The 12936-nt window shown below is 57.2% G+C and carries 12 protein-coding genes; 11 read left to right on the forward strand and 1 reads right to left on the reverse strand.

Annotation, left to right across the window (positions count from 1 at the left end):
• The first annotated feature begins 63 nt into the window (after window positions 1–63).
• Together aroA and ppa are read left to right on the forward strand one after the other, a co-directional pair.
• Window positions 64–1350 (forward strand): 3-phosphoshikimate 1-carboxyvinyltransferase, encoded by a 1287-nt coding sequence (gene aroA / locus G565_RS0101985; RefSeq protein WP_028669469.1) that lies wholly within the window; start codon window positions 64–66, stop codon window positions 1348–1350.
• A 123-nt stretch (window positions 1351–1473) separates the two neighbouring features.
• The gene (gene ppa / locus G565_RS0101990) at window positions 1474–2004 is read left to right on the forward strand and encodes an inorganic diphosphatase (RefSeq protein ID WP_028669470.1); all 531 of its coding nucleotides are present in this window, start codon (window positions 1474–1476) and stop codon (window positions 2002–2004) included.
• A gap of 71 nt (window positions 2005–2075) precedes the next feature.
• Here the strand turns inward: ppa and G565_RS0101995 are convergent, their stop codons facing one another.
• Window positions 2076–3128 carry a DUF2333 family protein gene (locus tag G565_RS0101995; RefSeq protein WP_037337213.1) on the reverse strand — a complete coding sequence of 351 codons (1053 nt, stop codon included), beginning with the start codon at window positions 3126–3128 and terminating at the stop codon, window positions 2076–2078.
• 352 nt (window positions 3129–3480) lie between these two features.
• Between G565_RS0101995 and aroQ the strand changes: the two genes are divergently transcribed.
• The 9 genes from aroQ to purD all read left to right on the forward strand — a co-directional run bounded on the left by aroQ (window position 3481) and on the right by purD (window position 12881).
• A complete protein-coding gene (aroQ, locus tag G565_RS0102000) occupies window positions 3481–3921 on the forward strand; it encodes a type II 3-dehydroquinate dehydratase (protein WP_028669472.1) in 441 nt (146 codons plus the stop codon).
• A gap of 16 nt (window positions 3922–3937) precedes the next feature.
• Window positions 3938–4393, forward strand: a complete 456-nt coding sequence (accB, locus tag G565_RS0102005; RefSeq protein ID WP_028669473.1) for an acetyl-CoA carboxylase biotin carboxyl carrier protein — start codon at window positions 3938–3940, stop codon at window positions 4391–4393.
• A gap of 11 nt (window positions 4394–4404) precedes the next feature.
• Window positions 4405–5751, forward strand: coding sequence for an acetyl-CoA carboxylase biotin carboxylase subunit (gene accC, locus G565_RS0102010; RefSeq protein WP_028669474.1), 1347 nt, complete (start codon window positions 4405–4407; stop codon window positions 5749–5751).
• A gap of 178 nt (window positions 5752–5929) precedes the next feature.
• Window positions 5930–6823, forward strand: coding sequence for a 50S ribosomal protein L11 methyltransferase (gene prmA, locus G565_RS0102015; protein WP_028669475.1), 894 nt, complete (start codon window positions 5930–5932; stop codon window positions 6821–6823).
• A gap of 172 nt (window positions 6824–6995) precedes the next feature.
• Window positions 6996–8354, forward strand: a complete 1359-nt coding sequence (locus G565_RS25695; RefSeq protein WP_028669476.1) for a DUF3426 domain-containing protein — start codon at window positions 6996–6998, stop codon at window positions 8352–8354.
• Window positions 8355–8496: 142 nt separating this feature from the next.
• Entirely contained in the window at window positions 8497–9486 is a 990-nt protein-coding gene (dusB, locus tag G565_RS22580) for a tRNA dihydrouridine synthase DusB (RefSeq protein WP_211227110.1), read from the forward strand.
• Entirely contained in the window at window positions 9483–9791 is a 309-nt protein-coding gene (gene fis / locus G565_RS0102030; RefSeq protein WP_028669477.1) for a DNA-binding transcriptional regulator Fis, read from the forward strand. Before dusB ends, fis begins: the two co-directional genes overlap by 4 nt.
• 151 nt (window positions 9792–9942) lie before the next feature.
• Window positions 9943–11523 carry a bifunctional phosphoribosylaminoimidazolecarboxamide formyltransferase/IMP cyclohydrolase gene (gene purH / locus G565_RS0102035; RefSeq protein WP_028669478.1) on the forward strand — a complete coding sequence of 527 codons (1581 nt, stop codon included), beginning with the start codon at window positions 9943–9945 and terminating at the stop codon, window positions 11521–11523.
• A 74-nt stretch (window positions 11524–11597) separates the two neighbouring features.
• Window positions 11598–12881 (forward strand): phosphoribosylamine--glycine ligase, encoded by a 1284-nt coding sequence (gene purD / locus G565_RS0102040; RefSeq protein WP_028669479.1) that lies wholly within the window; start codon window positions 11598–11600, stop codon window positions 12879–12881.
• Window positions 12882–12936: the final 55 nt, after the last annotated feature.

A 12936-nucleotide genomic window follows, 5' to 3' on the forward strand; every position in this document is an offset into this window, starting at 1 on the left:
GGATGCAAGACCCCCTGTGCTGGCGTACAATGGCCGCCCGATTTCTACAGCGTACGGATGGCTATGCAAACTCTGACCCTCCCCAGACTGCGACAGGCGCGCGGCACCGTTCAAATTCCCGGCTCCAAAAGCCTGTCCAATCGAATCCTGCTGCTTTCGGCCCTGTGCAAGGGCACTACCCGGGTCAGCAACCTGCTGGTCAGCGACGACATCCGGTATATGCTCGACGCCCTCTATGAACTGGGCATTCCCTACTACCTCAGCGACGATGGCACCGAGTGCCGCGTTGTCGGTCAGGCGGGTGAGCTGGCGCGTGGCCAGGCACTGACCCTCTTCCTGGGCAATGCCGGAACCGCGATGCGACCGCTGGCTGCGGCACTGTGTGTCGGCTCCGGTGAGTTCGAACTGACCGGCGAACCGCGTATGGCGGAGCGCCCTATTGGTGACCTGATTGACGCCCTGGCGCCGCTGGGAGCCCGGGTGACGTATCTCGGTCAACCGGGATTTCCACCCCTGCGCATTGAGTCACAGCCGCTGCACGGTGGTGTGGTCAGCATTGATGGCAGCATCTCGAGCCAATTTCTCACCGCCTTGCTGATGACAGCCCCCTTGCTGACAGAAGACCTGACCATCAAGGTTGCAGGCGAGCTGGTGTCGAAGCCTTATATCGATATAACGCTTAACGTCATGCAGCAGTTCGGCGTCAGTGTCACCAACGACAACTACCGCTCCTTCCACATCAGCGCCGATCAGTCTTATCTGAGTCCCGGCCGTATAATGGTTGAAGGCGATGCGTCCAGTGCCAGTTACTTCCTCGCAGCCGGCGCGATCGGTGGCGGACCCGTGCGGGTAGAAGGCACGGGTACCGCGTCGGTTCAGGGCGACGCCCGCTTCGCAGAAGTTCTCGAGCAGATGGGTGCCCGGGTAACCTGGAACGAACACTGGATCGAAGTCAGCCAGGACGGCCCTCTCAAGGCAGTCGATGTGGACCTGAATCACATCCCCGATGCTGCCATGACCATTGCCACCACCGCCCTGTTTGCCCGGGGCACCACGCGTATCCGCAACATCTACAACTGGCGGGTCAAGGAAACAGACCGGCTTGCCGCCATGGCCACCGAGTTACGCAAACTCGGCGCTAGCGTCGATGAAGGTGAGGATTACATCGCCATTACCCCGCCCGAGACACTGCAATCGGCGGCTATCGATACCTACAACGACCACCGTATCGCCATGTGCTTCTCTTTAGCGGCCTTCGGCGATGCCGAGATCACCATTAACGACCCGGGTTGCACGTCTAAAACCTTTCCCGACTATTTTGAGCGCTTTGCCAGCATCACCCATGACTGAGCACTTGCGACCATGGTAAGGCTGCAAAGCCGCGCGTCAGTCCCTATAATGGCGCCCACACATTGATAACACTGGCTGCCTGAGCCCGGGCGGCCCCACTTTATGAACCAGGAGGCCCGCTTCATGAGCTACAACCAGATCCCGGCCGGGAAAGACCTGCCCAATGACGTTTATGTCGCTATTGAAATACCGGCCAACAGCAGCCCGATCAAGTACGAAATCGACAAGGATTTCGATGCCCTGATGGTCGATCGCTTCATGGCCACACCCATGTTCTACCCCGCCAACTACGGCTATATCCCCCACACCTTAGCCGACGATGGCGATGCCGTAGACGTATTGGTTGTAACCCCTTATCCGGTTGTGCCGGGCAGTGTTATTCGTGCGCGTCCGGTCGGTGTACTGGAAATGACCGACGAAGCCGGATCCGATGCCAAAGTCGTTGCGGTCCCGCATAGCAAACTCAGTGCGCTGTACGATGACGTTAAGGAAGTAACTGACCTGCCCGCCCTGTTGCTGGAACAGATCAAACACTTTTTCGAGAACTACAAGGATCTGGAGAAAGGCAAGTGGGTAAAAGTGGAAGGATGGGCCGATGCCGCCCGTGCCAAAGAGATTATTGTTGAAGCCGCTAACGCTTACGACAAGCAATAAGCCAACGGGTTTATTGCGACATAAAAAAAGCCGGGATCATGGTCCCGGCTTTTTTATTTATCCAACCAATCTTAGCCGCTGGCCATCAACTCTCGCAGATCTGCCAGGGCCGCATTGGCCCGAGAGATGTAATTGGCCATCACCAGGGAATGATTGGCCAGAACACCAAAGCCACTACCATTTAGGACCATTGGAGAAAAAACCATTCTCTGGGTGCCTTCCAACTCCCGGATAACCTGCTGCAAACTGACCCGTGCGTTCTTGTTATCCAGAATGGAGCCAAAGTCAGCTTCCACCGCTTTGAGTATATGCAACAGTGCCCAGGCTGAACCCCGCGCCTCGTAAAAGACGTTATCCACCTCCAGCCGGGGCGTTTTAACCACTTTATCTTCGTTATTGATCAACTGTTCCGACGCTTGCGGATTAAGCATCTCGTTGGAACTGACACTGCGCTGCCCTACCGATGAACTCAGTCGCTGCGACAAAGAGCCCAGACGCGTCTCAACATCTTCCAGCCAGCGATTCAGGTTATCCGCTCGCGCGTAAAACTGGGCCCGGGTGTTTTCAGGGTCAGACAAACGTTGCATATAGGCATCAATAAAATTGAGCCCACGCCGGTATTCACTTTCGGTCGATGGCAGCATCCAACTGTTGTGATCAAAGTGAAACAGCGGCTCTGCCCTTGCCAGATCGGGGTCTTCGGTAGACTGAGACTGAGAGCGACTCATATCCCGGCGCATGGCCCGGCTGAGATCCCTGACCTGAATGATCACGCCAAACTCCCAGCTCGGCATATTATCAAGCCAGAGTGAAGGCGGCGTGACATCATTGGACAAATAACCACCAGGCTTTTCCAGCAACACAGTCATCAGCTCTCTGAGTGTATAAGTGGTTGTGTACCCCACTACCAGCTCATGGTTGTTCTCGCTGGCATGGCGCTCGGCCAGAGCCACCACATCCTGCTCACCAGGCTCATTGCTCCAGTACCAGCCCAGCAGAACCAGCGCCAGAAAAACTACCAGCACCAACAGCCCCAGCCAGCGGCTTGAACGACCGGTCAGCCGAAAGCGGTGAAATACCCGACCTACCCCTGCTGTAAAGCGCGACCATCGTTCACGAATCATATGTCTGAACTCCCTGCCTGTTCTGCATTTTACGAGATGAAATCTGAAACTATGGCAACCAGCTTAGTCATCCGCTCACCCGAAACCAAGGGATGAAGGTCACAAATGCAATTAACTGCCGGAGGCACAATATCCGGGTCTGGCCTGACAGCGCCTGAAATGCACGAAAAGCATGGAAAGCCCGGCGTTTAATGATGTAAATTCACAACTAAAATTCGTCGATTCAGTTGTTCGACGAATTTAACAGCACTATCGTCTATATTTCCGGTCAGGTTCCCGGACATTGGTCGATTCACCTTCTACACTCTACATCCTGACCAACGGCAAGGATATAAAGGACACAGACGTACTCATGGCGCAACTACTGCTGCTCAATGGCCCCAACCTCAACTTACTGGGCACCCGAGAGCCCGAGGTTTACGGACACACGACCCTCAAAGATATAGAACAGTCGCTGTCGCGTGCTGCCACCGACCTCGGCCACAGCCTGGCGTGCGCACAAAGCAATCATGAAGGGATCCTCATCGACCGGATTCATCAGGCTCGCGAAGAAGGGATCAACTTTATACTGATCAACCCCGGAGCCTTCACTCATACCAGTGTTGCCCTGCGCGATGCACTGGCCGGTGTTGCCATCCCCTATATCGAACTGCACCTGTCCAACGTGCACGCTCGCGAACCATTCAGACATCATTCGTATCTGTCCGACCAGGCGGTCGGCGTGATATGTGGATTTGGAGCGCAAAGCTACGAACTTGCTTTGCACGCCGCTCACCGTCAGTTAACGCACTAAATTTAAGGAACCCGTCATGGACATTCGCAAGGTCAAGAAGTTGATCGAACTGCTGGAAGAATCCGGCATTGATGAGATTGAAATCACCGAAGGTGAAGAGGCCATTCGCATTAGCCGCACCTCACACAGCCTTCCACCGCAACCGATGCACTACGCTGCGGCACCCGCACAGATGGCAGCACCTGCCCCCGCAGCCGCGCCTGCGGCCAGCGAACCGAGTGCACCGCCAGAACCCACGGGTCATTCGGTCCGCTCGCCTATGGTAGGCACCTTCTATCGCGCACCGTCGCCAACCAGCCCGAACTTTGTGGAAGTCGGCCAGCAGGTGAAGGAAGGTGATACCATTTGCATCGTCGAAGCAATGAAGATGATGAACCAGATCGAAGCAGACAAGAGCGGCACCGTAGAAGCGATATTGATGGAAAACGGTCAGCCGGTCGAATTCGACCAACCCCTGGTCACCATTAGCTAACGAGGCCTGTCATGCTTAAGAAAGTCCTGATTGCTAACCGCGGTGAGATTGCCTTGCGCATCCTGCGGGCCTGCAAAGAGCTGGGCATTCAGACGGTGGCAGTGCACTCTGTCGTCGACCGAGAGTTGAAGCACGTAAAACTCGCCGACGAGTCGGTGTGCATTGGCCCCAATGCGTCTTCTGCCAGCTACCTGAACATACCGGCCCTGATTGCCGCCGCCGAAGTCACTGATGCCGATGGCATCCACCCCGGATACGGATTTCTGGCCGAGCGGGCTGATTTCTGCGAGCAAGTAGAGAAATCCGGGTTTACCTTCATTGGCCCGTCATCAAGCGTCATTCGGCTGATGGGTGACAAGGTATCCGCCATTGAAGCCATGAAAAAAGCCGGAGTCCCGACAGTGCCGGGCTCCGATGGTCCGCTGACAGACAACCCCGAAAAATGCCTGGCCATGGGACAACACGTTGGCTATCCGGTGATCATCAAAGCAGCAGCCGGTGGCGGCGGCCGGGGCATGCGTGTTGTGCACAACGAAAAAGACCTGCTGAACGCCATTCAGGTCACCCAGAACGAAGCGGCAGCAGCCTTCGGTGACGGCACTGTCTACATGGAAAAATTCCTGCAGAATCCGCGTCATGTCGAGATTCAGGTATTGGCCGATACCCACGGCAATGCCATTCACCTCGGCGATCGTGACTGCTCGCTGCAGCGTCGTCATCAAAAGGTGATGGAAGAAGCTCCGGCCCCGCACATTGACCCGGAAGCACGCGCCAGAGTGCAAAAAGCCTGTGTGGACGCCTGCATCGGAATCGGCTACCGGGGCGCGGGCACCTTCGAGTTTCTCTATGAAGACGGCAACTTCTACTTCATTGAAATGAATACCCGCGTTCAAGTCGAACACCCTGTCACCGAAATGGTTACTGGCGTGGACATCATCAAGGAACAGTTGCGCATTGCCTCCGGTGAGCCGCTGTCCTATCGTCAGGATGAGATTCACATCAAGGGTCACGCCTTCGAATGCCGGATCAATGCCGAAGATCCACGCACCTTCATACCCAGTCCGGGTAAGATCACCCAGTTTCACCCACCCGGTGGCCTGGGCGTGCGCTGGGATTCGCACATTTATTCCGGCTATACCATTCCGCCGTTTTACGACTCTATGATCGGCAAACTGATCACTCTGGCTGACGATCGCCCCCAGGCACTGGCGCGGATGAAATCGGCACTGGATGAACTGGTCATCACGGGCATCAAGACAAATACGCCACTGCAGATGGATCTGGTGCGTGACCCCGGTTTTGAGCGTGGTGGTGTCAATATCCACTACCTTGAGCACAAGCTGGCCGACGAACAGTAAGCGATCACCCGGCCTCTTTTGCCGGATCAATTACTGCAAAAAGCCGGGTACAACCCGGCTTTTTATCGTTTGCCTGGTGCCTCAGCTATCCCACAGTGAGACGGGCCACGCTGAACCGGCAGGCACTCTGGTGTACACTGCTTAACTCAATATCGCCCCAACCCATACAGGATTTGTAATGCCCTGGTTGCACATCAAGATTCCCACGCTGCCCGAACACACCGACGCCCTGGAAGATGCCCTTTTGCTGGCTGGTTGCCAGGCCGTCACCCTGGTCGACACAGAAGACCAGCCAGTCTTTGAGCCCATCCGCGGCACCACACCTTTGTGGCAGCACACGACGATACAGGGCCTGTTCGATCATGAGCTGGATGAAAATGAACTGACGCAACGCCTGCAAGACGCCATGCACGCGCTGAACATAGAATCTCAGGGCCCCATCGTCACCGAGATTCTGGAAGACAAAGACTGGGAACGCAGCTGGATGGACAACTTCAAGCCCATTGCCTGTGGTGACCGGCTTTGGATCTGCCCCTCCTGGCTGGAGCCGCCCGATCCGACGGCCATTAACCTGAGACTCGATCCCGGTCTTGCCTTCGGTACGGGCACTCACCCCACTACCTTTCTGTGCCTGACCTGGCTCGACCAGGCCATTAAAACGGGCGATACAGTACTGGATTACGGGTGTGGTTCCGGCATTCTCGGCCTGGCCGCCCTACTGCTGGGCGCCGAACGCATGGACGGGCTCGACATCGACCCACAAGCGCTCGACGCGACCCGGGCCAATGCAGACAACAATGCCATCGACCCGGCTCGCTATCGGGTCATGCTCGATGATCAAGACCTCGACCCTCACTATGACCTGGTCGTCGCCAATATTCTGGCCGGCCCGCTCTGTGACCTGGCCGCATCGATTTGCACGCGCCTCAGACCCGGCGGCAATATAGCGTTGTCAGGAATACTGGAACACCAGGCGGAGACAGTACTCGCAGCCTATACCCCCTGGGTCGACTTTGAGCCACAGGCAAGCCATGATGGCTGGGTTCGATTGAATGGAAAGCGCCGTCAATAGTGTGCCGAGCGCAGACCGGGTATGAGGTGTGCCATATTGTTATCTGACAGCACCTTTCTTACACTTACTGACCGTCTGGCCGACCAGACGGGTCAACAATACCCTGGGGTCACCTGAACCGTGGCCAAAACAGGACCCAATAGCGCATGGATGCCAGGAATCATAATTAGCAATGGCTGAAACCTTTATCACACAGTGCCCGCACTGCGGCACCTCTTTTCGCGTCAGCGACGAACAGCTGTCTATCGCCAATGGCTCTGTGCGTTGCGGTGCCTGTCTTCAGGTCTTCAGTGCCCGAAATCATATAGTGACCGCTGGCGCAAAATCAAAACCGGCAGCCCGCCCCGCAACCCCGACTGCCCCAAAAAAGCCCGGGACTGCGGCGAAGCAACCGGTTCAACGCCAGAATGCGCCTGCCCCGAAAGCCGCCACCAAGGCCAAACCCAAAGCAGCGCCACCGGCGTCGAAGCCCAAACCTGCCAAGCCCACTCCCCCGTCACGTTTCGCAGCGGATGAAGACGATGATGCCGATTTTCTGTTTGCGGACAATCCGGAAGAAGATCAGGAGTTTGTTTTTCAGGACAGTGATGACGACCTCTATGATCAGGATGACGACGACTCCGAGCTGGGTGATCTGAGCGATTCATTCATCAGCCTCAACAACCCAAGCAGTGGCCGTAAAAGCGCTAACCCTTTCCAGCGTGAAGCGGATGATGAGCGCGAGACCCTGGACGATCCGGAAACAGCGGATGAAAGTTGGGCAGAATCGATTCTGGAAGAAATGGAGCGCGAAGAAACCCGGGACACCCGTCGTGAGGAAAAAGCCCGGTTCGTGAGCAAACCAGTCTCCGACTCCCGACCTGTAAAACGACAGCCGGCAGAGGCTGAACCGGCCTGGTCAGTTGACGATTCCGGTAGCGACGATTTCGACAGCGTCGATTTTAGCCACATCGACCGGCGCGCTGACGATACAGCTTCCGCTTCTTCTGTGGTACGCCGGCTGAACCACGACATTGACCTGGATTTCAACGCCGAGGACCGACTCGCCCGCTGGCGTTGGCTAGGCGCGGTATTTATTGTGCTGTTGATCGGTGTTCTGGTTGCCCAACTCGCCTGGGTGCAACGCGATACCTACGCTAAAATGGACCAATGGCGCGGCCTCTATCAGGGTGTTTGCGATATCGCAGGCTGTACCCTCCCGGATCAGGAGGACATTGATCTGGTGCGCACCTCGAACGTGCTTATCCGCGATCACCGCGCACTGAACGACGTGAAACTGCTGGACGCCGTACTCACCAACCGTGCCGCCTTCCGGCAACCCTTTCCCGTGCTGATCCTGCAATACACCGACGTCAACGGCGAACTGATCGCCGATCAGTCATTCACGCCAGAGCAATACCTGCGCGGTGAACTGACTGGCACTCGCTTAATGCCCGTCAATACGCGGATCTATGTCTCCCTGCCGATTCGTAATCCTGGCACTCGGGCAGTGAACTACCAGTTGGTTCTGGCCCCGGCTGGAACCGGTTAACAGCGGGTTAAAGAGCACCCTGAAAAACAATGAGGCCAATGGCCTCTTTTTTTGAAAAGAAACGAATTGTCAATCTTTCATCTGAACGTCAGAGCCAGTATCATTCCCCGCCCCTGAGCTGAGCAATTTTTAACCGATCACTGTGTTTGCCATCGGCCCCTACACCATTTCACAACCGACCGTCCTCGCGCCCATGGCCGGGGTTACCGATCGACCGTTTCGTACTCTGTGCCGGTCTCTGGGTGCGGGTCTGGTCGTGTCTGAGATGGTCACCAGTGACACCCGCCTGTGGAACAGCAACAAGTCTCGATGGCGGCTTGATCACAGTGGTGAACAGGGCCCGATCAGTGTCCAGATCGCCGGTGGTGATGCGGACATGATGGCGCAGGCAGCGCAGGCCAACGTCGCACGCGGCGCCCAGATCATCGACATTAATATGGGGTGCCCGGCCAAGAAAGTGTGCAACAAGGCGGCTGGCTCTGCACTGATGCGCGATGAAGGCCTGGTCAGGGAAATACTGACGGCCGTGGTCGGTGCGGTCGATGTGCCCGTTACCCTGAAGATTCGCACGGGCTGGTCGGCCGATCAGCGCAACGCCGTAACCATTGCGCGCATGGCAGAAGACTTGGGCATTGCCCTGTTGTCAGTGCATGGCCGGACCCGCGCCGATGCCTACAAGGGCGCGGCCGAGTACGACACCATTGCACAGGTCAAGCAAGCGGTACGGATACCAGTGCTGGCCAATGGAGACATAGACAGCCCCCAGCAGGCAGCGAAGGTACTGTCGCTTACCGGCGCAGACGGAGTGATGATTGGCCGGGCAGCCCAGGGTAACCCCTGGATTTTTCAGGGCATCAATCATTATCTGACTCATGGTGAATTGCTGCCAGAGCCGGACCTGGAGACCGTCGCCGCGACACTGAGCCAGCATGTCCAGTCGCTGCATCGGTTCTATGGGGACTACATGGGTGTGCGCATTGCCCGTAAGCACGTGGGTTGGTACCTCAAAGCCCGGGGTTTGGAGCGAACAACCCTTTCAGCATTCAATCAACTGGAGCAACCGCGTGAGCAGCTTCAGTTTATAGCCACCCTTTTTCAACGTTTGATATCGTTAAAGGATACAGCAGCATGAACCTCGACACCGTTGCCCAGGACCCTCAGCGCCCTGATTCCAAAGATTCACTCAACATCCACTCCTCGGCCGACAATCCGCAAACGCTGCGCGATAGCGTTGAAATTGCCATGCGCAACTATTTCGCCCACCTCGAAGGCCAGGACGTTGCCAACGTCTACCAAATGGTGATGAGCGAAGTCGAAGCCCCCATGCTGGAGGCCGTTATGCGCTTCAGCCGGGATAACCAGACCAAAGCCAGCAGGGTACTTGGACTCAACCGGGGTACTTTACGCAAAAAACTGAAGCAGTACGGACTGCTCTGACACCAAAAAGGCGACTGCGAGTCGCCTTTTTGCATTTTAAACAACCTGTTTTTTTGACCGGTTGCACCAGATTTAACACCGTCTACTTAATTGACTGAACCCGGCACCGCATCTGCTGGTGCGAGCCACCGACTGATCGTTCGAGGATCCTATGACCAAAACGCCAAAACGCGCCCTGATCAGCGTCTCCGATAAAACCGGCATCGTCGACTTCGCCCGGGCACTCAACCAGCGCGGTGTTGAACTCCTGTCTACTGGCGGGACCTTTCGTCTGCTGACCGATTCCGGAATTCCCGTCACTGAAGTGTCGGCCCACACCGGTTTTCCGGAAATGATGGACGGCCGGGTCAAAACCCTGCACCCCAAGATTCACGGCGGTATTCTGGGTCGGCGCGGACAGGATGACGCGGTCATGAGCGAGCATGGTATCGAGACTATCGACCTGGTGATCGTCAACCTCTACCCCTTTGCCGACACCGTTAGCAAAGACAACTGCACCCTGACTGATGCAATCGAAAACATCGACATCGGCGGCCCGACCATGGTGCGCTCAGCCGCCAAAAACCATGCCGATGTCGCCATTGTGGTCAACACAGAAGACTACCCGATCATTCTCAGTGAATGGGACGAAAACGGTGGCCTGTCACAGCCAACCCGCTTCCGGCTCGCCCGATCCGCCTTTGAACACACCGCCGCCTATGACGGCATGATCGCCAACTATCTGGGTCGGGTAGACCCCGGCACCGACCCGGCCATCGTTCCTGAAAAGGCAGATTTCCCGCACACCTACAACCAGCAGTGGCAGTTAAAAGACGTTATGCGCTATGGCGAGAATCCTCATCAGAAAGCCGCGTTTTACATCGACCCTGAAACGCCGGAGGCCAGTATCGCCACAGCGACCAGCCTTCAGGGCAAGGCACTGAGTTACAACAACATTGCCGACACCGATGCCGCCCTCGAATGCGTTAAACGGTTTGAGCAACCGGCTTGCGTCATCGTCAAGCACGCCAACCCGTGCGGTGTAGCGGTTGCTGATACTCAGTTGACGGCCTATGAACGTGCCTTCAAGACAGATCCAACCTCGGCCTTCGGCGGCATCATTGCGTTCAACCGTGAGCTTGATGCACAGACGGCGCAAGCCATCATCGACCGCCAGTTTGTAGAGGTTATTATTGCACCTTCAGTCAGTGCCGATGCCGCTCGCATCGTCGCGGCCAAACCCAATGTCCGCCTGCTCAGCAGTGGCTATTGGGACCGGGCGCTACCCGGTTTCGACTTCAAGCGCGTCAATGGTGGCCTGCTCATTCAGGATCGTGATCTGGGCGACGTATCGGCCGACGAATTCCGACAAGTCACCCGCACCGCCCCGACACCGGAACAGCTGAAAGACCTGCAATTCGCCTGGTCAGTGTGCAAGTTTGTGAAATCCAATGCCATTGTCTATGCCAAAGAAGGGCAGACTGTCGGCATCGGTGCCGGCCAGATGAGTCGGGTCTATAGCGCCAAAATCGCCGGTATTAAAGCCGCCGACGAAGGGTTGCAGATCGCAGGATCCGTGATGGCATCAGACGCCTTTTTCCCCTTCCGTGACGGTCTCGATCAGGCCGCCGAAATGGGTGTTAAAGCCGTGATACAGCCGGGTGGCAGTATGCGCGACAACGAAGTCATCGCGGCCGCTGACGAACACGGCATTGCCATGGTACTGACCGGAATGCGCCATTTCCGGCACTGACACCGGCCAGAAGCACGGCACCACTGCGCATCAGTAACGACTGCGTAAAACGCAGAGAGACCATAGGACAAACAATGAACATTCTCATCATTGGCAATGGCGGTCGCGAACACGCGCTCGCCTGGAAAGCCCGGCAAAGCCCTCTGGCAGACACCGTCTATGTCGCCCCGGGAAACGCCGGCACAGCGCGGGAAGCGGGCGTCGAAAACGTCCCGATAGACGCTCTGGATCTGGATGCACTGGCCAGCTTTGCTGAAAGCCATCAGGTAGGCCTGACCATCATCGGCCCCGAAGCCCCGCTGGTTGCAGGTGTGGTCGACTTGTTTGAGCAGCGCGGATTGCCTGTTTTTGGTCCCACTCAGGCGGCGGCCCAACTGGAAGGCTCCAAAGCCTTCACCAAAGACTTCCTGCAGCGCCACGACATTCCGTCCGCCTGGTACCAGGTATTCACCGATGCAGCCGAAGCGCGAGCATTTGTGACCCGAAAAGGCGCGCCCATTGTCGTAAAGGCCGACGGGCTGGCAGCGGGCAAAGGCGTGATTGTCGCGCAAACCGAAGCCGAAGCCATTGCGGCCATCGACGACATGTTGTCGGGCAATGCCTTCGGTAATGCCGGATCACGCGTCGTGGTTGAACAGTGCCTGACCGGAGAAGAAGCCAGCTTCATTGTCATGGTTGACGGTGAAACCGTGGTGCCGTTTGCCTCCTCCCAGGATCACAAGGCCCGGGACAACGGCGATACCGGGCCCAACACAGGCGGCATGGGTGCCTATTCGCCCGCACCGGTTGTGACCGATGCCCTGCATCAGCGGATCATGGAGGAGGTCATTTACCCGACCGTCCGGGGCATGCAATCTGAAGGCAATCGCTACCGGGGCTTCCTGTACGCAGGCATCATGGTCGCCGACGATGGCACCCCCAACGTCCTGGAATACAACTGCCGCTTCGGCGATCCGGAAACCCAGCCCATCATGATGCGCCTGCAGTCAGATCTGGTGGCCTTGTGCCTGGCGGCTGTCGAGGGTCGGCTGGAAGGTCAGCAGACACACTGGGATCCAAGGCCGGCACTGGGCGTCGTATTGGCCGCTGGTGGCTACCCGGCAAGCTATCGATCCGGTGACATCATCACCGGCCTCGACACCGACCTTGGGCCCGATGCCCGGGTTTTTCAGGCGGGCACCAGCCTCAATGAGCAGGGTGAAACGGTCACCCGCGGCGGGCGGGTGCTGTGTGCCACCGCCCTGGGGGATACCATCGCTGACGCCCAACAGCGTGCTTACGAGACCGTCAGCACGGTTCATTTTGCGGACTGCTTTTGCCGCACCGATATCGGGCACCGGGCGATTAACCGCCGCTAACCAGCGGCCGGTCACGCCGACTTGGGGCCAGTGCCCGTCGGCGTTATACTGCGCC

The organism is Saccharospirillum impatiens DSM 12546, from assembly GCF_000423605.1.
GTDB classification, from domain to species: Bacteria; Pseudomonadota; Gammaproteobacteria; order Pseudomonadales; family Natronospirillaceae; genus Saccharospirillum; species Saccharospirillum impatiens.